13 protein-coding genes are annotated in these 22,955 nt (G+C 65.5%); 5 read left to right on the top strand and 8 right to left on the bottom strand.

What is annotated here, in order from left to right:
• Window positions 1–18 precede the first annotated feature (18 nt).
• From RMO95_RS08145 to RMO95_RS08125, 5 genes are read left to right on the top strand one after another with little or no spacing between them, the layout of a single operon-like run.
• Window positions 19–3,243 carry an EAL domain-containing protein gene (locus tag RMO95_RS08145; RefSeq protein WP_310450114.1) on the top strand — a complete coding sequence of 1,075 codons (3,225 nt, stop codon included), beginning with the start codon at window positions 19–21 and terminating at the stop codon, window positions 3,241–3,243.
• A 10-nt stretch (window positions 3,244–3,253) separates the two neighbouring features.
• Window positions 3,254–4,084, top strand: a complete 831-nt coding sequence (locus RMO95_RS08140; RefSeq protein ID WP_310450113.1) for a response regulator — start codon at window positions 3,254–3,256, stop codon at window positions 4,082–4,084.
• Complete coding sequence (locus RMO95_RS08135; RefSeq protein WP_310450112.1) at window positions 4,081–4,416, top strand: hypothetical protein; 336 nt, start codon at window positions 4,081–4,083, stop codon at window positions 4,414–4,416. Before RMO95_RS08140 ends, RMO95_RS08135 begins: the two co-directional genes overlap by 4 nt.
• Entirely contained in the window at window positions 4,413–5,261 is an 849-nt protein-coding gene (locus RMO95_RS08130) for an HDOD domain-containing protein (RefSeq protein WP_310450111.1), read from the top strand. The genes RMO95_RS08135 and RMO95_RS08130 overlap by 4 nt, the downstream gene beginning before the upstream one ends.
• A gap of 2 nt (window positions 5,262–5,263) precedes the next feature.
• Window positions 5,264–7,114 (top strand): PAS domain S-box protein, encoded by a 1,851-nt coding sequence (locus RMO95_RS08125; RefSeq protein WP_310450110.1) that lies wholly within the window; start codon window positions 5,264–5,266, stop codon window positions 7,112–7,114.
• A gap of 330 nt (window positions 7,115–7,444) precedes the next feature.
• On the opposite strand, the gene RMO95_RS08120 is transcribed toward RMO95_RS08125, so the two are convergent.
• From RMO95_RS08120 to RMO95_RS08085, 8 genes are all read right to left on the bottom strand, one after another.
• On the bottom strand, window positions 7,445–9,319 hold the full coding sequence (locus tag RMO95_RS08120; protein ID WP_310450109.1) for a feruloyl-CoA synthase: 1,875 nt from the start codon (window positions 9,317–9,319) through the stop codon (window positions 7,445–7,447).
• Between the two features lie 140 nt (window positions 9,320–9,459).
• Entirely contained in the window at window positions 9,460–10,599 is a 1,140-nt protein-coding gene (locus RMO95_RS08115) for an ABC transporter substrate-binding protein (RefSeq protein ID WP_310450108.1), read from the bottom strand.
• Window positions 10,600–10,887: 288 nt separating this feature from the next.
• Window positions 10,888–14,415 carry a PAS domain S-box protein gene (locus tag RMO95_RS08110; protein WP_310450107.1) on the bottom strand — a complete coding sequence of 1,176 codons (3,528 nt, stop codon included), beginning with the start codon at window positions 14,413–14,415 and terminating at the stop codon, window positions 10,888–10,890.
• 20 nt (window positions 14,416–14,435) lie between these two features.
• Window positions 14,436–14,876, bottom strand: a complete 441-nt coding sequence (locus RMO95_RS08105) for a response regulator (RefSeq protein ID WP_310450106.1) — start codon at window positions 14,874–14,876, stop codon at window positions 14,436–14,438.
• Entirely contained in the window at window positions 14,873–16,063 is a 1,191-nt protein-coding gene (locus RMO95_RS08100; RefSeq protein ID WP_310450105.1) for a sensor histidine kinase, read from the bottom strand. The genes RMO95_RS08105 and RMO95_RS08100 overlap by 4 nt, the downstream gene beginning before the upstream one ends.
• A gap of 91 nt (window positions 16,064–16,154) precedes the next feature.
• Entirely contained in the window at window positions 16,155–17,879 is a 1,725-nt protein-coding gene (locus tag RMO95_RS08095) for a PAS domain S-box protein (protein ID WP_310450104.1), read from the bottom strand.
• Between the two features lie 28 nt (window positions 17,880–17,907).
• Window positions 17,908–18,759, bottom strand: a complete 852-nt coding sequence (locus tag RMO95_RS08090) for a PAS domain-containing protein (protein WP_310450103.1) — start codon at window positions 18,757–18,759, stop codon at window positions 17,908–17,910.
• A gap of 92 nt (window positions 18,760–18,851) precedes the next feature.
• Complete coding sequence (locus RMO95_RS08085; RefSeq protein WP_310450102.1) at window positions 18,852–22,952, bottom strand: response regulator; 4,101 nt, start codon at window positions 22,950–22,952, stop codon at window positions 18,852–18,854.
• Between the last annotated feature and the right edge of the window lie 3 nt (window positions 22,953–22,955).

The following is a 22,955-nucleotide window of genomic DNA, read 5'->3' as shown; positions in this document are numbered from 1 at the left end:
ATTCCGATCCAACCGAACATGGCGAATTCCCTGACAGTGCCTTTCTGGCAATCCCTGCGCACCCGCATCGTGCTGCTGGTGCTTCTGGGCGCGGTGCCATCGCTGATCGGACTGAGCGTGGCGCACTATCAGGGCTACCAGCGGATGGAGCACGAACAGGCCGATAGCCTACGCATGCAACTCGACGGTGCGCTGGTACGGATGGAAGGGATCACCGCATCGGCACATGACCTGCTGGCAGCCATGGCCGGCGACCTAGCCGTTCATGGCGGCGACGCGGCCCACTGCCAAGCCTATGTGGACAGCCTGCGCGTGCGACTGCCGCAATACCAGGTTTTTGGCTTCATCGATCGCCGCGGTCGCATGGCATGCACGTCCGTGGCAGAGGTGGTCGGCAAGGACTTTTCAGATCAGGACTATTTCAGGGACGCGCTGGCGCAAAAGCGCTTCACCGTCAGTGGAATGATTCGTGGGCGCGTCGCCAACACCCCGCACGTCATGTTTGCCCAGCCGGTGATCGGCGCGGCAGACCAAGCTTTCGGCGTGGCGATTGCCGTCATGGACGTTGCCGAACTGGGCCGCGCGATCAAGGAGGAAATACCGGCGGACGATAGCGTGGCGCTGCTGTTTGACCGTGACGGCCAGTTGGTCTATCGGAACGCCAAGGCGAACGCCTTGCCGGTCGTCGAAGACCCCCAGCATCCGCTGGTGCGGCAAATACTGAGGTCGCCGCGCGGCACGGCCGTGTTGCGGGGTCTGGACGGCATCGAACGCAATTTCAGTTTCGCCGTAACGGGAGAAGCCGACAAGCACGCCCTGCATATCGCCATCGGCGTGCCGCAGGAAGCGCTGCGCGAGGCGTTGCTGTGGGAATACCGGCAAAGCATGGCAATCGGGCTGGGCACCCTGTTGGCGACCCTGGTGCTGGCCATTGCCGGCGCCGAGATCGGCATCATGCGCACCGTACGTGCGCTGGTGGCGGCGGGCCGCCGCATCGGCGGGGGCGATTTCGCGGCCCGCGCCGGACAGACCGCCGCAAGCGGCGAACTGGGCCAGTTGGCGCGCGGCTTCGATGCCATGGCAGCCTCGCTGCAGGTCCGCGAGGCCTCCATCGATCAGGCGCACGAGAAGCTGGCGCACAACGAAGCGCGCCTCAGTTTCCTGCTGCAGGAAAGTCCGGCGGTGATCTACACCGTGGGGGTGAAGCCGAATTTCCCCGTTACCTACGTCAGCCCCACTGTCGATGAATTGCTGGGCTATGCGCCGGAATGCTTTATCGATCAACCTTCCCTGTGGATCGACAGCGTTCATCCGGATGACCGTCAGCGCGTATTGGGCAAGATTTCCACACTGTTCGGCACGGGGCGCTGGCGCGACGAGTACCGCTGCCGCCACAGCGACGGATCATGGCGCTGGATCGCCGACGAGTGTCGCATGGTGCGCGACGACGCCGGTCAGCCGCAGGAGATTATTTGCTATGCGATCGACGTCAGTGCGCGCAGGGAAAAGGATGAAGCCATCGCCTTCCTCGGCAATCATGACGCGCTGACCGGCCTGCCGAACGAGGTTCTGCTGGGCGACCGATTCGTCCAGGCACTGGCGCTGGCGCGGCGCAGCGGCAGTTCGGTAGCGGTGCTGGAGTTGGATATCGATGGCTTCAGCCGGCTCAACCAGACGCTCGGCCATCGCGACGCCGACCAGCTGCTGGTCGAACTGGCCCGACGCCTGACGGCTTGTATGCGCCAGGCGGATACCGTGGCCCGGCGCGGCGGCAACAATTTCATCATCCTCATGCCGGAAGTGACGGAAAGCCTCGATGTCGCCGTCGCAGTGCGCAAGGTGCTGGATGCCTCCGCGCTGCCGATCGATGTGTCCGGTCGCGAAGTGCACGTCACTGCCTGCGTCGGCATCGCCCTGTTTCCGAAGGACGGCGACAGTCCGGACGTTCTGCTGGCCCACGCCGCCAACGCCCTGGCGCGGGCCAAGCAGGACGGCAGCGACCGTTTCCAGTTCTACGTCGAAGCCATGAACCAGACCATGCTTGACCGGCTGCAGATGGAGACGGACTTGCGCCACGCGCTGGAGCGCAAAGAACTGCTGCTGCACTACCAGCCGCGAGTCGATTTGCGCAGCGGCCGGATCGTCGCCGCCGAGGCGCTGCTGCGCTGGCAGCACAATGGAGCGCTGGTGCAGCCGAACGATTTCATTCCGCTGGCCGAGGACACCGGGCTGATTCAGCCGATAGGCGCCTGGGTGATCGCCGAGGCCTGCCGCCAGCAGCGTGCCTGGCTCGACCGCGGCATACAGATCGTCACCGTCGGCGTGAACGTCTCGCAGCAGCAACTGCGTATACGCAACGAAGAAGAGGGATTACCCGCTTTGTGCCGTCGATCTCTCGCCGCTTCGGCCCTGGAAACCCAGTGGCTGGAACTGGAGCTGACCGAGAGTTTGCTGATGGAATCGCCCGACCAGACCATCGAGCTGCTGCGCAAGCTGCATGCGGCAGGCACCAAACTGGCGATCGACGACTTCGGCACCGGGTATTCGAGCCTTGCCTACCTGACCCAATTGCCGGTGCAGTATTTGAAGATCGACCGTTCCTTCGTCAATCATATGTGCACCGATCCGAATAGCGCCGCAGTGGCCCGCTCGATTATCGGACTGGCGCACAATCTGCACATGACGGTGATCGCCGAGGGCGTTGAAACGGAGGCCCAGCTGGGCTTCCTGCGCAAGCTCGGCTGCGACGAAATGCAGGGCTTCCTGTTCAGCAGGCCCATGCCGGCAGATCAGTTCGAGGCGATGCTGACGGCAGGCAAGACCATCGACAGCGCCGATGAAACGCCCAGCGAAACCCTGCTGCTGGTGGATGACGAAGCGGGGATTCTCAACTCGCTGAAACGCCTGCTGCGCCGCGACGGCTACCGCGTCCTGACCACCACCGATCCGAACGAGGGCCTCGAACTGCTGGCGACCAACGACGTCCAGGTGATCATCTCCGACCAGCGCATGCCGCAAATGAGCGGCACCGAGTTTCTCAGCCGGGTCAAGGGACTGCATCCCAATGCCATTCGCATCATACTGTCCGGTTACACCGACCTGCAGAGCATCACCGATGCCATCAACCATGGCGCCATCTGGCGTTTCCTCACCAAGCCGTGGGAAGACGAAGTCCTGCGCAAACTGGTGCGCGAAGCCTTCCGCGAGTACGATCTACGGCATGGCAAGAGCCAATCGCCGTGACGGCTAAAGCATGAGCGACATTTCCGCGACTGACCCCGACGCGCCGGCACGACCGACCTTGTTGCTGGTGGACGACGAAGACAGCATCCTGTCGTCGCTCAAACGCACGCTGCGGCGCGAGGCCTATCGGATTTTGACCGCCACTGGCGGTCGCGCGGGGCTCGACGAGCTGGCCCGCAACCGGGTCGACGTGATCGTTTCCGACCAGCGCATGCCGGACATGAGCGGAGTCGAGTTTCTGCGCCGGGCCAAGGAGCTCTATCCGGACACGGTGCGCATGGTGCTCTCCGGCTATTCCGACCTGCAAAGCATCACCGATGCCATCAACGAGGGCGCGATCTACAAGTTTCTCTCCAAGCCCTGGGACGATGACATGCTCAAGGCCGAGATCGAAGAAGCCTTTCAGCGCAAGCAGCTGCACGACGAAAACCGGCGCCTGAACCAGCAGGTGCAAGCGACCAACGCCGAATTGATCCGTCTCAATGCCCAGTTGCAGGAGGCACTGGAGGCGCAGCAGCGTCGCACGGCGCTCGGCGAGAGCGCACTGGCGACGGTCCAGGAAATCGTCAACTGCCTGCCGGTGCCGCTGCTCGGCGTCGACCCGGAAGGCTTGCTGGTGTTTGCCAACGCCGATGCGACAAGGCGTTTCGCGCGGCACCCGCTGCTCGGCACCTTTGTCGCCGAGGCGCTGCCGGCGGTGGCGGAACTGGTGGCGCAGGCAGGTGGCGAGCAGCGCATTTCGATCGACGGCTGCGCCTATCGGGTAAGCTGCCATGCCGTCGATTCAATCACACTGCAGCGTGGCTACTTGCTGATATTCATTCCGGAGGGAACGAAATGACGCCGGCGAACTCCTTGCCGTCCGCCAAGCTTCCCCTGGCCGAGGTCCAGCCCGGTGCACGACTGACCGCGGCCGTGCTCGACGCGGACGGTCAGGTGCTGATGTCCATTGGCAGCATCCTCACCGAAACAGCGCTGCAACAGCTCGCCCGGCACGGCGTTGCCGTTGTTGCAATCGAGGCGCAGCGCAACGAAGCCGAACTGAAGGCCGCCCGCGATGCGCTGCATCGGCGCATCGAGCACCTGTTCCGCCGATGCGAACTGGAAGGCGATAGCGGCGCGCAAACGCTGTTCAAGGCGGTGCTCGACTATCGCCTGGAAGCCCTGCGATGACGCGGCCGAGCCTGCAGGAGATCGTCACCGGCCTGCGCGCCCTGCCCTCGCTGCCGACGGTGGTGATGGAACTGCTGCAGACCATGGGCCGGGACGACGTCGATATCCACCGGCTGGCCCGCGGCATCAGCCATGATCAGGCGCTCGCGGCGCGCACGCTGCGGGTGGCCAATTCACCGTTCTACGGCATGCAGGGCAGGATCGACACGATAGCCGAGGCCGTCACGGTGCTCGGTTTCGTCAATGTTCGCTCGCTGGTTACCACGGCCGGGATTGCCATGGCCTGGCCGGCCAGCGGCGCGGCAGGCTTCGACCCCCGCATGTTCTGGCGCCATTCGCTGGGCGCTGCGTCGTGCGCCGCGGCGCTGGCGCCACTTGCCGGATTGCGGCCCGATCCCCTGTTCCTGGCCGGACTGCTGCACGACATCGGGCGCCTGGTGCTGGTGGTCACGCATCCGGACGCCTATGCCGAGATCCTGCTGCAACGCGCCCAGACGGATTGCCTGCTGCTCGACGCCGAGCGCGTGGTGCTGGGCTTCGACCACACGCAAATCGGCAGCGAACTGTGCCGCCACTGGCGCATTCCGGCGCCGATCGCCGCCGCGGTGGAACGGCATCATCAAGTGAATCCGTACGCGCCCAAACTGCCGGCCGACATGACGGACGTGGTTCATGTCGCCGATGTGCTGGCGCATGCGCTCGACCTGGCGGGTGACCCGGATGCCCTGGTGCCGCCGCCGGACGGCGCCGCATTGCAACGCCTCAATCTTGACGAGCACGCTCTGCGCCTAGTGCTGGAACAGGCAGAGCGCCATTTCAACAGCCTTGCCAGCATATCGGGTTGACCATGACTGAACAGCCGGAACTCGCGTCGAACGCAGCGTTCTCGATGACTCAACTGGCCGCGCTGGCGGAAGCGCTGCCGACCGGCGTTGCCTGCCACGATGGCGAAAATCTGGTGCTGGTCAATCAGCCGATGTGCGATCTGACCGGCTATTCGCGGCAACAGTTGCTTTCCATGAAGTTCTGGGAACTGTTTCATCCGCAGATGCGGGACATCGTGAAAGAGCGCGGCCAATCGCGCATTCATGGCGTAGCCGCGCCAACGCGTTATGAGGTGGTATTGCTCACGGCGCAGGGCGAGGAACGCTGGGCGGATCTGATCGCCACGCTGCTCAGTGTCGATGGCCAGACAGTCGCCTTGGGCAGCTACCTGGACACTACCGAGCGCAAGCGCGCGGAAACCCGGCAGAAGCAGGCACAGCAGGCGCTGGCGCAGATCATCGACAGCAATCCGGTGCCCACCTTCGTCATCGACCACCAGCATCTGATCACGCACTGGAACAAGGCCTGCGAGCAGATTCTCGGATTCCAGGCCATCGACATGGTGGGCTCCAGGAGGCACCAAAAGGTGTTCTACAGCAAGGAGCGGCAGACCATGGCCGATCTGATCGTCGACGGCAGCATGGAGAAGACCATCAACGAGCTGTACGGCAACAAGCGCCTGACCCGTTCGCAACTCATCGCAGGCGCCTACGAGGCCGAAGATTTCTTCCCGAATCTGGGCGAGGGCGGCGCCTGGCTGTATTTCGCCGCGGCGCCGCTGACCGATACCGACGGCCGGGTGATCGGCGCGGTGGAGACGCTGCAGGATTTCACCGAACGACGGTTCGCGGAGTCCGAGATGATCAAGTCCAAGCGCGAACTGGAGCAACTGGTGGCCACCCGCGGCGAGCAGCTGCGCGAGGCGACGTACGAACTGGAGCAGGACATCGCCCGCCGCCAGAAAGCCGAGGCCGAACTCATGCAACGCATCAACGAACTGTCCGAGCTGAATGCCGAACTGAACCAGACGCAGCAGCAACTGGTGCAATCGGAGAAGCTGGCGTCGATTGGCCAACTGGCGGCCGGGGTGGCCCACGAAATCAACAACCCGATCGGTTTCGTGCAATCCAATCTCGGCGCGCTGGAGCGCTACTTCGAACAGATCATGGCGCTGCTGGACGGCTACCAGGAAGGCGAGGTCCTGCTTGGCGGGCTGGCAGAGGACCACGCGGGCACCACCGCCTTGCTGGAGCGGATCGAGCAACTCAAGAAGGATGCCGAGCTCGACTACCTGAGGGACGACATCCCGGCCCTGCTGAAGGAATCGCGAGACGGCATAGTCCGCGTCAAGCAGATCGTCGCCGACCTGAAGGATTTCTCCCGGGTCGACAGCGCTCAGCAATGGGAATGGGTCGACCTGCGGACGGGGCTCAATTCGACCCTTAACATCGTGAACAACGAGATCAAGTACCGCGCCGACGTGGTGAAGGAATATGGCGACCTGCCGCACATCAAATGCCTGCCGTCGCAACTCAACCAGGTGTTCATGAACTTGCTGGTGAATGCGGCGCAGGCCACCCCCGAGGGCAGGCACGGCGCCATCACGATACGCTGCGGAGCACAGGCCGACGGCGTCTGGGTCGAGATTGCCGATACCGGCGCGGGAATCCCGGAAGAAAACCTGAAGCGAATTTTCGACCCGTTCTTCACCACCAAGCCGATCGGCAAGGGAACAGGGCTCGGTTTATCCCTGTCCTACGGCATCGTGCAAAAGCACGGTGGACGAATCGAAGTCAGGAGCGAGGTCGGGATCGGCACCACGTTCCGCATTTCGCTACCGCTGGAGCCGCCCGAAAGCCTGCCGGCGAACTGAGCTTCCGCCACAATTTCTCCACTCAGACCGGCGGCCGCCAACTTGGTGCGGTGATAGTGGGGCCGGCTGAAGCCGGCCCTACCCGGGAGTTGGCGCTGGCGCTACGGCGCCGGGGATGTCGCTTCAGTCCGCCATGGCCGGCTGAAGCCGGCCCTACGGTACTCACGGCATTTGCGCAGCAGACCGCTGGATTTTCTTCCTTTTCAGGAAGCTGCCGATCCGCGCTGCAATCGCTGGGCTGGTCTGGGTCAGTCCGGCCGCGCCAGCGTGATGGTGTAGATGCCGTCCGCGAAAACGGCCTTTACCAAGGATTCCGTCACTTCATATCCTTCAGGTTGCGCCCAGGGTTATGACGCCGCTGTCGACTTCATCGGCATACAGATACAGCACCAGGTCGGCGCGGCGCGTCAGCACCGCGCGCTGGTTGATGTAGCCCTTGTCGGTGATCTCGCCGGCCTCGGTCGAGGGCGGCTCCGCCATCAGCAGCAGCCGCGTCGGGTAGGTGCTGGAACCGCCGCCTTCGCGCTTCATGCGCACCAGGCCCTCGCGCACCCGCTCCTTGACCATCGGATGGCGCAGCACCTGGTCGGCCGGCGCGTCGGCCGGCAGTTGCGCCAGGCGCCGGCACTCCGACATGTTGGGAAACACCAGGAAGCCGATCTCGTCGCGGTCGTGGCCGGTCACCACGATGTCCTGCGCCACCGGCGACAGCGCGTCGATGCCGGCCACGCGCAAGGACCCGACATGCACCCAGGTGCCGGTCAGCAGCTTGAAATCCTCGGCCACGTGGCCGTCGAACAGCAGGCCCTGCTCGGGCCGCGTCGGATCGACGAACTCGACGGCGTCGCCGATGATGTAGAAGCCGTCTTCATCGAAAGCCTCCTGCGTCAGCCTGGGTTGTTTCCAGTAGCCGGGGAAGACGTTGGGCCCCTTGACGCGGACTTCGAGCTTGTCGGCCACCGGCACCAGCTTGAGTTCCGTGCCGGGGATCGGCACGCCGATCACGCCCGAGCGCACCGCCTGGAAATGGCAGTCGGTGGCGGCCGGGGCGGTTTCGGTCGAACCCCAGGACGACAGCATGGTGACGGGCTCGCCCAGTTCCATGCGCGCCAGGCGATCGAGTTCCTCCCACAGGTGCTGCGGCAAGGCGGCGCCGGCGTAGAAAATGATCTGCAGGCGGGAAAAGAAATTCCTGCGCAGCACCGCGTTGTCGCGCAGCAGCGGCACCAGCATGTCATAGGCGCGCGGCACGCTGAAATACTGGGTCGGCGCGATGTCAGTGAGATTGCGCACGGTCTTGTCGATCAGTCCCGGCGCCGGCTTGCCGCCATCGATGTAGAAGCTGCCGCCCCAGCAGAGCACCTTGTTGAAGCAGTAGTTGCCGCCGAAGACGTGGCTCCAGGGCAGCCAATCGACGATCACCGGCTTCTGTTTCGCCATGAAGGGCCAGATCTGGGCATTGGCCTCCTGATTCGAACACATCATGCGCTGGGTGGTGATCACGGCCTTGGGCGCGCCAATCGAACCCGAAGTGAACAGGAACTTGGCGATTGTGTCCGGCGTCACGGCGGCGAAGGCACGCCGCACCGCCGCGTACTTGCCCGTGGGGTCGATGCCGGCCTGCTCCATCGCGGCGAAGGCATAAGTCCCCGCCTGCGGCCGGCTGTTGCCGCCGGCGATCACGATGCCGTCATGCAAGCCCCTGACGGCCTCGATGGCCGGCATGAAGCGCTCGATCGGGTCGGCGAAAATGACGCCGGGGCGCAGCAGCTCGACATTGGCCCTGAGCTTGGCGAAATCCTTCGACATCAGCGAATTGCCCGGCGACACGGCGCAATGCGGCACGCCGATGTGCAGGCAGGCCAGCATCAGCAGTGCGTGCTCGATGCCGTTGTCGGACAGCACCACCACCGGCCGCTCGGCCGACAGTTCGAGGCCGAGCAGCGCGTTGGCGATGGCCTTGACGCGAGCCAGCGCCGCGCCGTAGCCGACGCGGATCCACTCGCCGTCGGCGCCGCGCTCGGCGAGGAACACCGTGTCCGGGGTTTCGCGCGCCCAGCGCTGCAGCCACTCGCCGCTGCAGCGCAGCGAGCTGGGCGGCAAGGGAATCGCCGAGCGCAGGCGGCGGCTGCCGTCGGCATGGCTTTCGACAATGACCGACGGATCGGCAAACAGGTCCGCGGGTTTTCTTGCAATGGAATTCATGGGCGACCTCTCCCGGGCTTAGTGAGTATCGTGGGCGCCGCGGAAAGAAGCGCCACCGCGCAAACCCATCGACCCCGCCGCGGGTGGCGGCGAGGTCGATATTTTCGGACAGCGGCAGTACGCCGCCGATCGCGTCTGCCTTACTTGAGGATCTTCCAGTCCCCGTTTTCGACCGTGGCCATGATCGCGGCACGTCCGTCGAAGCCGTTGTGGTCCTTGGCCGACATATTGAACACGCCATGCACGCCCGGCAGTTCCTTGATGCCTTCCAGCGCATCGCGCAGGGCGACGCGGAACTCGGCGGTGCCGGGCTTGGCCTTCTTCATCGCTTCGGGCACGGCGCGGTTGAGCAGCAGATAGGCATCCCAACCGTGGCCGCCGAAGGTCGAGCGGCTGTTGGCGCCGTGCGCGCCCTCATACGCCTTGATGTATTCGAGCGCAGGCTTCTTCGACGGATGGCTGTCGGACAGTTGCTCGGCCAGCAGCATCGGGCCGACCGGGAACAGCGTGCCCTCGACGTTCTTGCCGCCGACACGGAGGAAATCGCGGTTGGCGATGCCGTGCGTCTGGTAGAACTTGCCCTTGTAGCCGCGCTCGATCAGGGTCGCCTGCGGCAGCACCGCGGGCGTGCCGGAACCCGCGATCAGGATCGCATCCGGGTTGGCCGCGACCAGCTTGAGCGCCTGCCCGGTAACGCTGGTGTCATTGCGTTGATAGGCTTCCGAGACGGTGATCTTGATGCCCTTGGCTTCGGCCGCGCCCTGCATCGCCTTCAGCCAGAGCTGGCCATAGGGATCGGCATAGCCGATGAAACCGACGGTCTTGACCTTGTTGGCGGCCATGTGGTCGGCGATCGCGATCGCCATCTGGGTGAAGTTCTGCGGCGTGGTGAACACCCAGGGCGCCTTGTCGCCGGCGGGCGGCAGCGGCGCCATGGCGATCTGCGGCGTCTTGGTTTCGAAGGCGACTTCCAGGATCGCCATCGAGGTGGGCGTCGCGGTCGAACCGATGATCGCATCGACCTTGTCTTCGCCGGTGAACTTGCGGGCGTTCTTTACCGCCGTGCTGGGGTCGGTGGCATCGTCGAGCACGATGTATTTGACCTTCTGGCCGCCGACCGTCTGCGGCAGCAGGGCAAAGGTGTTCTTCTCGGGAATGCCCAGTGATGCGGCCGGACCGGTGGCTGAAACGCTGACGCCGATGGTGATGTCGGCCCAGGCCGAACCCGCCGCCAGAACCAGCGCCAACGCCTGCGCCAATACGAGTTTCTTGACTTTCATGTCTCCTCCTGTTTTTTTGTCATGTGATGTTCGCCCGCTGGGGAATCGCTGGCCCAAGGCGACGAACGGATTGTAGGCAGCGTTTGTTCGATGTCAACCTGTTTGACAAACACCTACATGACGCGCTTGCCGCCACCAGTCTAACTGGATTCCCGCCCCTCTCCCGCGGAGCCTAACGTAGGCACACATGTTGAAACCGATGGATGTAGGAGCGAGCTTGCTCGCGACAACGGCTTATCGCGAGCAAGCTCGCTCCTACAGGGAATGCGCCTTTTCCCCGTTGACTGACTACTGGTCCGTGGAGCCTCCGACCATTGCGCGCACGGTCTGCAAGCCCTGTGGAAAGTCGAAAGCCGCCAGTTGGCGTTCGAGCTGCATCGCCTCGGCGCCGAAACTGGCCAGCAGCAGCGCGCGGTGGGCGGCGAACAGCTCCCCGGCCGCCGTGTCGTCGCTGGCCAGCAGCGGTTCCAGTTGCGCCAGCACTGCCTGCGCCCGCTCCGGGTCGGCAGCGAAGCCGCCGGCGTCCACCGGCGTCGCCGCCACGCGCGCGAGTACCTCGTCCAGTGCGCCTTGTTCGCTCTGCAAGGTCGCCAGCATCCCCGGCAGCAGCCCGGGCAGCAGCGCCGGCGCGTCGGCGTCGCGCAGGGCGTATTCGATGGCCGCCGCCGCGGCCTGCAGCCGGATCGCGCCCAGGCTCCCGGCCGCTCCCTTCAGCGCATGCGCGCGCTGCCGCGCCGCTTCGATCTGCCCCGCCGCCAGGTCGTCTTGCAGCCGCTGGGCGTCGTCGCGATGGTTGGCGGCAAACTGCCTCAGCAGGCCCAGGTAGGCGCGCCCGTCGCCGCGCAGGGCGACCAGCGCGCGGTCGGCGACCAGGCCGTCGAATTCGGTCAGGGCCGGCGGCAGGCTTTGCGCTTCGCGCCGCGGTCGCTGCGGCACGGCAACCGGCCGCGCCTCGGCACCGGGCCGCGCGGTGCTCGATAGCCACAGCAGCAGGGTCTGGTAGAGCATGGCCGGATCGACCGGCTTGGTGATGAAGTCGTTCATGCCGGCTTCTTCGCAGGCGTGACGGTCTTCGTCGAAGGCGTTGGCGGTCATCGCCAGGATCGGCACCTGCCCGCCTGCGGGCAGGGCCCGGATGGCGCGCGTGGCGTCGAGCCCGTCCATGCGCGGCATCTGGATGTCCATCAGGATCAGGTCGTAGCGGGTGGCCCGGGCTTTGGCCAGGGCGTCTTGCCCGTCGATCGCGGTGTCGACCGCCAGTCCGGCGCCGTACAGCAGTTCCAGCGCGACTTCCCGGTTGATCAGGTTGTCTTCGGCCAGCAGCAGCCGGGCGCCGGCGTGGTATTGGCGCAGCCGGGTTTCGGCATCGGCCATGGCCAGTTCGCTTGGGCTGGGCATGATGCCGTGGCCGCGTTGCAGCCGCACGGTGAACCAGAAGGTGCTGCCGATCCGCGGCGTGCTGTCGGCGCCGACTTCGCCGCCCATCATCTGCGCCAGGCGGTGGGTGATGGCCAGGCCCAGTCCGGTGCCGCCGTATTTGCGGGTGATGGTGGGGTCGGCTTGTTCGAAGACGCGGAACAGCCGCGCTTTGTTCTCGGGGGCGATGCCGATGCCGGTGTCGCTGACTTCGAAGCGCACCAAGAGGTCATCGCCGTGTTCTTCGAGCAGCCGCGCGCGCAGGGTGATCACGCCGCGTTCGGTGAATTTGACGGCATTGCCGGCGTAGTTGAGCAGCGCCTGGCGCAGCCGCGTGGGGTCGCCGCGCAGCCACGGCGGGACGTCGTCGCCGTCGACGTCGATGCGCAGTCCCTTGTCGCGCGCCGATTGGCCGATCAGCGAGGCGACGTTGTCGAGCACCGAGGACAGCGGGAAGTCGATGGTTTCCAGTTGCACCCGCCCGGTTTCGATCTTGGACAGGTCGAGGATGTCGTTGATGATGGCCAGCAGGTGCCGCCCGGCGCCGTCGATCTTGTCCAGCCGTTCGGCTTGTTGCGGGGTGGCGCTGCTGCGCCGCATGAGGTGGGTGAGGCCGAGGATGGCGTTCATCGGGGTGCGGATTTCGTGGCTCATGTTGGCCAGGAAGGCGCTTTTGGCCAGGTTGGCGGCTTCGGCTTGCTGCCGCGCCGCGTCGAGTTCCGCGGTGCGCTGCGCGACCAGCCCTTCCAGGTGGTGCCGGTGCCGGTCGAGTTCGAGCCCCAGGTGCTTTTTCTCGGTGATGTCTTCTTTCACCGCCACGTAATGCGTGATCGCGCCGTCGGGTTGCCGCAGCGGCGTGATGATGGCAAATTCGACGTATTCGCTGCCGTCCTTGCGCCGGTTGTGAAATTCGCCTTTCCACGGCCTGCCTTCGCTCAGCTCCGCCCACATCGCCTGGTAGGTTTCCGGCGGCGTCCTCCCCGAGTGCAGAAAACGCGGGTTCTGTCCCAGCACTTCTTCACGGCTGTAGCCGGTGGCCTGGATGAAGCTGTCGTTCACGTACTCGATGCAGGCGTCGATATTGGTGATGACGATGCTCTCCGGGCTCTGTTCCACGGCCAGTGCCAGCTTGCGCAGTTGGTCCTCGATCGCGCGGCGCTCGGTGGTGTCGCGCGCGATGCCCTGATAGCCGGTGACCCGGCCGTTGTCGTCGCGCAGGCCGACACCCCGGGCGGAATGCCAGCGCACCGTGCCGTCCCGGCGCACCGCGCGGTAATCGACGCTGCTGGTGCCTTTGGGCGGCGCACTGGGGTCGAGCAGACCGGCCACCAGTTCGACGTCGGCCGGATGAACGTAGTCCCTGAAGGACTTGCCCAGCGCCGCGACGGCGGGCTCGTCGACGTAGTCCTGCCAGTTCGGCGAGACATAGGTCAGCACACCTTGCGGCGACAGTTCGTAGATCAGGTCGCTGGCGTTCTCGATGAAGCCGCGGAAGCGTTGCTCGCTGGCGCGCAGCGCCGCCTGCACCTCGCGCTGATCCTCGAGCACGCTCAACAGGGCGGCGCGCGCGCGCTCCGCTTCCTGAACGTGGCGCACCGTCGCCGCCTCGGCGCGCTTGCGCTCGCTGATGTCGCGGATGATGGCGGTGAATAGCGGTTCGCCGCGCACCGCACTCTGCGAGATGGAGAGTTCGATCGGGAACGGCTCGCCGCTTTTTCTCCGCGCCGTGACTTCGATCGATTGGCCGCCGACGTCCGCCTGCTGCATCGACACGGAGAGCATGAATCCGGCCTGATGCGCCCGGGGTTGATCCTCCGCCATGAGCAGACTGGTCGACCGGCCCAAAGCTTCGTGCGCCGCATAGCCGAACATGCGCTCCGCGCCGCGGCTGAAAAAGCTGATCGCGTCGGACGAATCCACGCTGACAATGGCGTCGCTGGCCGAATCGGCGATCGCCTTGAAGCGCGCCTCGCTTTCCTGCAGTGCCGCTTCCGCCTGGCGTCGCTGCTGCCGTTCGCGCGCTTCCACACGCTCGCGCTGCACCGCCGAGGCCAGGCGCCCGAGATCGCTTTTCATCACGTAGTCGTGTGCGCCGTGGCGCATCAACTCGATCGCCGACATTTCCTCGATGACTCCCGAGACTACGATGAAGGGAATGTCGAGCCCGCTCTCCAGCAGCAGTTCCAGGGCCTCGGCCGCGCCGAAGCCCGGCATGTGGAAATCCGACAGCACGACGTCCCAGGTCTGCGCCTGCAGCGCGTCGCGCATCGCCGCCGCGGTGTCTACACGCTGATGCGCGACCGCGAAGCCGGACTTCTGCAACTGGTGCACCATCAGACCCGCATCACTGGCTGAATCTTCGACTATCAAAACGGAAACTGGCGTACTGGGGCTGTTCATCGGAGCGCATTCATGCAAATTCAGATCCTGGGCGGCGGCTGGTTGACCACCAGCCAATACATGCCGAGCTGCCTGATGACCTCGGCGAACTGGTGAAAATCCACCGGCTTGCGGATATAGCTATTGGTGCCGTTGTCATAGCCGGCGGCGACGTCGCGCTCCTCGCTGGAGGAAGTCAGGATCACCACCGGGATGCGCCGGGTGCGTGGATCGGCGCGGATCCGGCGCAACACCTCCAGGCCATCCACGCGCGGCAGCTTGAGGTCGAGCAGCACCAGCAGGGGCGTGTCGGCAATCTCGCGTTCGCTGTGCGCACCGCCGCAAAAAATATAGTCCAGCGCGTCCTGACCATCCTCGGCCACCACCAACGGATTGCTGATGCCGCTTCTCTCCAATGCCCGCATGGTCAGGCCGACGTCGCTCGGATTGTCCTCGACCAGCAGTATCACCTGGCTCGTCATGCTGCCTCCGTCAGAGTGAAGTAGAAAGTTGCGCCCTGGCCGATTGTAGCGTCGGCCCAGGCGCCGCCCTGATGGCGATGCATGATGCGCTGCACCGTGGCCAGGCCGATGCCGGTACCGGGAAACTCGCTGACCTTGTGCAGTCGCTGGAAAGCGCCAAACAGACGCTGGGCGTGCGCCATGTCGAAGCCTACCCCATTGTCGCGCACAAAATAGATGGTCTGGCGCGAACCCGTCTGCGGATCCTCGCTGATCTCGCAACCGAACTCGACGCAGGCCTTACTGCGGATGCCCGTGAATTTGCAGGCGTTGTCGAACAGATTGGTCAGCGCGATCTCCAGCAACTGTGCATCGCCGGTCGCCGCCATGCCGGGCTGGATATTGAAATCGATGTCGCGCCCGGGTGCGGCCTGTCGGCAACGCCCGGCTATGGTCTGCGCCAGGGCGCTCAGATCGACCGGCTGCACCGCGATTTCGGCCCGGGTGACGCGCGACAGCGCCAGCAGGTCTTCGATCAGCCGGCCCATGCGCTGCGTTTCGGCGCGAATGGTGCGCAGATACTCGCGTGCCTTTTCATCCAGCTGCGCGCCATAGTCCTCGGCCAGCGCCAGACTCCAGCCGTCGATGCCGCGCAGCGGCGCCCGCAGGTCGTGCGAGACGGAGTAGGCAAAGGCCTGCAGTTCCTGGTTGGCCGCATCGAGTTGATGACTGCGCTGCTTCAAGGCCTGGTTGCTGCTTGCCAGCTTCGCCTCCGCCGCGGTGCGCCGCGCGACTTCGTCCTGCAACTGCCTGATCGTGTCTTCCAGTTGCCTGGTGCTCGGCAGTTTCAGCGCCTTGGGAATCAATGGCCAAAGCAGGACCGCGGTGATCAGCGACACGGCGGCCGTTCCCGCCTTTATCGCGGCATCCAGCCAGTAATCGGGATTCCAGATGGTCCAGATGCCCATCAGGTGGGTCGTGCCGCAGGCAAAGATGAACAGCGAGAACAACACGAAAATCCAGTTGAACTGGAAATCCCTGCGCTTCCGGACGAAATACATCAGTCCCAGCGGAATCGAAAAGTAGGACAGGACGATGACGCCTTCGGCAAGGACAAAGGTCCACAACAGTGCCGGCGTCCATAGATAGCAATGGCCGTGGGGTATGAAGCCCGACGCACTGCCCCAGTTGCTCAGGAATTCCTGCATGGCATTTGTCCTCCTCCGGCAATTGTCGGCCCGCCGGCGCGGTGCGACCCGGGCCCGGTCCGGGTGCGAAAACGCGGGCGTGGCGTCATTCTCATCCCGCTGCCGGTGGCGCTGCGGCGGCGGCGGCCACGGAATCGACCTCGACGTTGGCATAGCGCGGCGGCTGTTCGGCCAGCGCGAGAAGCTGGTTCACTTCCTGTTTAAGTTCGAGGATGCGGTCCTCGCGATTCAGCATGACATCGTACCAGCGGCGCAGTTCATCGAGCTGCCGCTGAATCGCCGCCCCGGCCTCGCGGCGGGCGCTGATGTCGCGGATGAATTTTTGCCGGTAGATACTGCCGTCGACCTCGACGATGCGCGAACTGACCTCCACCGGAAAGCTGCTGCCGTCCTTGCGCCGGTGCTCGGTTTCGAACAGCACGCCCTGCGGACCGAGCGCGTCCCTCTCATCCTTGTCGATATCGGCTTGCGCTGCCGCAGTGCGCAGCTGGTCGACATCCAGTGCCCGCAGTTCCTCCGCGCTGTAGCCGTAGGCGGCGAGCGCAGCGTCGTTGGCTTCGACGATCGAGCCCTGCATGTCGACCAGCAGGATGATGTCGCGGGCATTCTTCAAAAGCGTCCCATAGCTGCTGCTCAGCACTTCGCGCTCGACACGCTCGCGTTCGATGCTGTCGAGCATCGCGTTGAACTGCCTTGCCACCGCCGCCACCTCGGCCGGGCCATCGCTGCTCGCACGCACGCTGCCATTGCCGCTGGCGATGGCGGCGGCGGTAATTTCGAGGCGGCTTATCGGCCTATTGATGCCGGCGGCGATCCACCAGGCTATCGCCAACTGCAGCAGCAAGGCCGCGCCGCCGAGAATGCCGCCGCGCACGACCAGCGCACGGGCCGGCGCCAGCACTTCGGCCTCGGCCATGCCGACGCTGACTCGCCAGCCGGCGCCCGGTACGCCGACGAAGGCCCACAGATACGGGATGCCGGTCACGTCCGGCGCGCGCACGTAGCCCTCTGCGCTGCCCCGGTAGATATCGGCAACCGCGGGATCGAGGGCCTTGCCGATCCATTTTTCGGGCTCGGTGGAACTCAGCAGGAACCTGAAATCCTGATCGAGCACCGCTATCTTCGCATCCGCGGGAACCGCCTGCATGACCAGCCGATTGAGCGCCAGCAAGTCATGCGACAGATTGACGAAACCCGAGCGCTGGCCGTCCCCGCCGCGCACCGGGTAGGTCAGCATCGTCAACCAGCGGCCGCTCACGGGGCCCTTGATCGCGCCGCCGACCACGAAGGTTTCGCTCTGCAACCCCTGCTGCACCCACGGGAACGCGAGCGCCTTGGCGGCGGGAACCGGCGTGGCCAGGTGGTTGAAGATATTGCCGGCGCGCAAGTCGCGCACGCCGAAGCTGACGATCTGCGGATGCATGCGCATGACCTGTTCCGGGTCGAAGCGCGACGCACGGACCGGCGGATTGCCGCGAAACTCGTCGCCGATAAAGCCGAGCAACTCCTCGTCGTCCCGCAGCGTCTGCGCGAGACTGGCGGCGATATTGTCGGCGACGAGTTTCAACTGAATGGAAGCCGCCTCGCGCGCCTGCCCCGCCTCGTGGTCGAGGAACCAGGCGAGGAAGCCGAAGACCGGCAGCAGGCAGGCCAGCACCAGCGTCAGCAACCGGGCGCGGATCGACATGCGATGCCGGGCGGGATTGACGAGCGCCGCTTTCCCCGGCGCGTTGCGGTGCGCTGCCGCGGGGCCGCCGGGCGCATGCGCCCCGCCCGAGCGAGGCTTGCCATTACCCTCTGCTTCATGTTGTGCCATCAGGCATTCTTTCCTGGATTTCGCATTTTCACGAATTGCCCCCGACCGTGCCGGCAGCAGAGTTCAGTTCCCCGGCCAGCGTTGCATCGACAAAATCGAGGGCATGCGGCGGCGTCTGTCCGAGCTGGCGCGAAAGCTCATTCACGCGCAGCTTGAGCCTGATCATGTCCAGTTCGCGGTCGACCGCGGCGCGATTGAAACGCGCCAGTTCCTCCATGTTCCTGCGCAATTCCCTTTCGACCTGCTTGCGTTCGGTGATGTCGCGCGCAATGCCGAACAAGCCTACGATCCGGCCCTCGGCATCGCGCAAGGGCCCTTTGGTCGCCTGGTAGATGCGTTCCCCGTCCACCGTCGACAGCGCTTCCTCGTAGGTATTGATGCGCTGCTCGGCGACCACGCGGAGGTCGTTGGCGCGGATCATCACTACCTGCTGCGGCGAAAACAACGCTGCGTCGTCGCGCCCCAGGACGTATTCGGCAGGCTTGCCGATGATCCGCGCGGTTTCCCGGTTGAACAGCAGGTAGCGGCCCTCCAAATCCTTGGCGAAGATGGCGTCGGAGGAGTTGTCGGAAATCGTGAACAGCAGGTGCTGGGCGCGCGCGGCTTCCTCTTGCGCCGCAAGTTCGCGCCGCGACGCGACCAAGGCCTGGTCGAGCAGGCGGCGGATCAGGACGTACAGCAGCACGGAGGTGACGGTGACAAACAGCCAGCCCTTGAGCAGGCTGACTGCGAGAACATGGTCCGTGCTACCGAAGCGCCAGACCACCAGATTGTCGGAGACCAGTATCCAGAGCCCGGCAAACACGGCATAGACCAGAACTACGCGCAGTACATCGCGCGGCGCTGGGCGCGCGCCGGTGGAAGACGGTGCGGATTTCATGGCCGAGGCTTTCAAGGCGATGGACAGGGGGAGGATTCGAGCATGACGCCACGCGCAGATTTCGCAAGAGTTGGCGCTGACAACACGGCGACTCAATTCTTTGCAGCCGCCAGGATCATACTGCGCACCGTGTCGAGCGCCTGCGGAAAGTCGAAAGCCGCCAGTTGGCGTTCGAGCTGCATCGCCTCGGCGCCGAAACTGGCCAGCAGCAGCGCGCGGTGGGCGGCGAACAGCTCCCCGGCCGCCGTGTCGTCGCTGGCCAGCAGCGGTTCCAGTTGCGCCAGCACTGCCTGCGCCCGCTCCGGGTCGGCAGCGAAGCCGCCGGCGTCCACCGGCGTCGCCGCCACGCGCGCGAGTACCTCGTCCAGTGCGCCTTGTTCGCTCTGCAAGGTCGCCAGCATCCCCGGCAGCAGCCCGGGCAGCAGCGCCGGCGCGTCGGCGTCGCGCAGGGCGTATTCGATGGCCGCCGCCGCGGCCTGCAGCCGGATCGCGCCCAGGCTCCCGGCCGCTCCCTTCAGCGCATGCGCGCGCTGCCGCGCCGCTTCGATCTGCCCCGCCGCCAGGTCGTCTTGCAGCCGCTGGGCGTCGTCGCGATGGTTGGCGGCAAACTGCCTCAGCAGGCCCAGGTAGGCGCGCCCGTCGCCGCGCAGGGCGACCAGCGCGCGGTCGGCGACCAGGCCGTCGAATTCGGTCAGGGCCGGCGGCAGGCTTTGCGCTTCGCGCCGCGGTCGCTGCGGCACGGCAACCGGCCGCGCCTCGGCACCGGGCCGCGCGGTGCTCGATAGCCACAGCAGCAGGGTCTGGTAGAGCATGGCCGGATCGACCGGCTTGGTGATGAAGTCGTTCATGCCGGCTTCTTCGCAGGCGTGACGGTCTTCGTCGAAGGCGTTGGCGGTCATCGCCAGGATCGGCACCTGCCCGCCTGCGGGCAGGGCCCGGATGGCGCGCGTGGCGTCGAGCCCGTCCATGCGCGGCATCTGGATGTCCATCAGGATCAGGTCGTAGCGGGTGGCCCGGGCTTTGGCCAGGGCGTCTTGCCCGTCGATCGCGGTGTCGACCGCCAGTCCGGCGCCGTACAGCAGTTCCAGCGCGACTTCCCGGTTGATCAGGTTGTCTTCGGCCAGCAGCAGCCGGGCGCCGGCGTGGTATTGGCGCAGCCGGGTTTCGGCATCGGCCATGGCCAGTTCGCTTGGGCTGGGCATGATGCCGTGGCCGCGTTGCAGCCGCACGGTGAACCAGAAGGTGCTGCCGATCCGCGGCGTGCTGTCGGCGCCGACTTCGCCGCCCATCATCTGCGCCAGGCGGTGGGTGATGGCCAGGCCCAGTCCGGTGCCGCCGTATTTGCGGGTGATGGTGGGGTCGGCTTGTTCGAAGACGCGGAACAGCCGCGCTTTGTTCTCGGGGGCGATGCCGATGCCGGTGTCGCTGACTTCGAAGCGCACCAAGAGGTCATCGCCGTGTTCTTCGAGCAGCCGCGCGCGCAGGGTGATCACGCCGCGTTCGGTGAATTTGACGGCATTGCCGGCGTAGTTGAGCAGCGCCTGGCGCAGCCGCGTGGGGTCGCCGCGCAGCCACGGCGGGACGTCGTCGCCGTCGACGTCGATGCGCAGTCCCTTGTCGCGCGCCGATTGGCCGATCAGCGAGGCGACGTTGTCGAGCACCGAGGACAGCGGGAAGTCGATGGTTTCCAGTTGCACCCGCCCGGTTTCGATCTTGGACAGGTCGAGGATGTCGTTGATGATGGCCAGCAGGTGCCGCCCGGCGCCGTCGATCTTGTCCAGCCGTTCGGCTTGTTGCGGGGTGGCGCTGCTGCGCCGCATGAGGTGGGTGAGGCCGAGGATGGCGTTCATCGGGGTGCGGATTTCGTGGCTCATGTTGGCCAGGAAGGCGCTTTTGGCCAGGTTGGCGGCTTCGGCTTGCTGCCGCGCCGCGTCGAGTTCCGCGGTGCGCTGCGCGACCAGCCCTTCCAGGTGGTGCCGGTGCCGGTCGAGTTCGAGCCCCAGGTGCTTTTTCTCGGTGATGTCTTCTTTCACCGCCACGTAATGCGTGATCGCGCCGTCGGGTTGCCGCAGCGGCGTGATGATGGCAAATTCGACGTATTCGCTGCCGTCCTTGCGCCGGTTGTGAAATTCGCCTTTCCACGGCCTGCCTTCGCTCAGCTCCGCCCACATCGCCTGGTAGGTTTCCGGCGGCGTCCTCCCCGAGTGCAGAAAACGCGGGTTCTGTCCCAGCACTTCTTCACGGCTGTAGCCGGTGTTGCGCAGGAAAGCCTGGTTGACGTACTCGATGCAGGCATCGGTGTCGGTGATGACGATGCTCTCCGGACTCTGCTCGATGGCCAGCGCCAGCTTGCGCAGTGCCGCCTCGCTGCGCTTGCGTCCCGTGACGTCGGTATGCGCCACCACCGCGCCGCGACCCTGCCTTCCCAGCGGCGTCACGCTCATGCTGAACCAGCGCTGCTGCCCGGGCGAATGACAGGGGTATTCGAGGCTGAAGCCGGCCAAACGCCCATCGAGGACCGCGCGGATGCCATCGCGGGCGTCCGGCGCTTCGGCATTTGCCGCTCCGATCCGGTCCACGCAGGCCTCCAGGTAATTGGCGCCGACACCGGTGCCGGGCGCCTCCTCACCCGGCTCGACGCCGTTTTCCTCGGCAAACCGGCGCCACGGCCGATTGACTGCCGTGATCATTCCCTTGCGGTCCAGCACGGCGATTTCGGCGTCGACCGAATCCAGCGTCGAGCGATTGAGCGCCTCGCTCTCGCGCAGGGCGACATCCATCCGCCGCTTGCGGACAATATCCCAAACGCCGTTGGCGAGCAGCCGCACCGTGTCCAGATCGAGGTCGCTATACGGTTCCGGCCTGTTGCCGACGCCGGCCAGCATGCGCACCAGGCCGTTTTCGATCACCGGCACGACGATCAGGCGCCGCAGCTCGGAATGGCCGTCGGGCAGCCCGTGCTTGCCTTCGACCGCGGGGTAATCGTTGATCACCAAGGCTTCGCGCCGGCGCAACCCGTCGGCCCAGACTCCGGCCTCGCTGACCGGATAGTGGCGCATGTGCACGGCCTGGCAGAAATGATCCAGCGTGGAACGCGACCAGGTCACCAGTTCGATGGTTTCCTGGTCTTCGAGCACGAAATGGATGAAGGCGATCTTGCTGCCCGTCAGTTGCTCGGCCTGTTCCATGCCGTGCTGGAGGAATTCATCCTCGACCATGGTTTCGGCGGCGGCGGGCAGGGCCAGCAGGGTTTCGACCCGCCGCGTGTGGAAAGCCAGGGCCAGTTCGTTGCTCTTTTGCTCGGTGATGTCGGTATGGGTGCCGACCATGCGCAAGGGCTTCCCGGCGGCATCGCGCGCCACCACCCGGCCCAGGGAAAGTATCCATTTCCAGCCGCCCGCGCGGGCTCTTTGACGGAACTCCAGGCGGAATTCGGGAAGCTTGCCGGCGACAATGTAGTCGCGATAGGTTTGCGTCACGAGCCCGTGATCGTCGGGATGCAGGCGTTCAATCCAGCTGGCATAGTCTTCATGGAAGCTGGCCGGGTCGTAACCCAGCATCGTGGCGTATTCCGGACTGACGATGGCCTCGCCGGTCGTCACGTTGACGTCGTAGGTGCCCTGATTGGCCGCCCGCAAGGCCAGCTTCAGCCTTTCCTCGCTCTCCTGCAGGGCCGCCACGGCAGCCTCGGCGCTGGTTCGTGCGGCGATGGCATCTTCCATCAGGTTGAGCGCCGCCAGGCGTCCCCGGCGCTGGGCTTCGAGCGCGGCGGCCTGTCCATCGCGCAAGGCCCGCTCCGCATCACGGCGGGCGCGGTGCTCGGCGGCCTCGTCGAGTGCGCGCCGGATGGCGGCCGGCAGCCGGACCAGATTCTCCTTCAGCACAAAGTCGGTGAGGCCCATGCGCAGCAGATCCACCGCGGTTTCCTCGCCCACGCTGCCGGACACCAGGATCACCGGCAGATCGGGCCAGCGCGCCTTGATCTGTTGCAGGACTTCGCCGAAATCCAGGTCCGGCATGCTGTAGTCGGACAAGGCCAGGTCCCATTCGCTGTCCAGGGCGGCAGCCAGGTCCGCAGCGCTGGCGACGTGCCGGCACTCGGCGGCCGGGCCGTGCTGGCGCAGACAGCGCTCGACCAGCAGGAAGTCGGCGGCGACGTCGTCGATGACGAGAATTTTCAGCGCCTGGTCCATGGC

Origin of the sequence: Sulfuritalea sp. (genome assembly GCF_031426875.1) — a bacterium.
GTDB lineage: Bacteria > Pseudomonadota > Gammaproteobacteria > Burkholderiales > Rhodocyclaceae > Sulfuritalea.
Note: the sequence above shows the minus strand (reverse complement) of the source record. Positions and strands in the feature narration are given on the sequence as shown.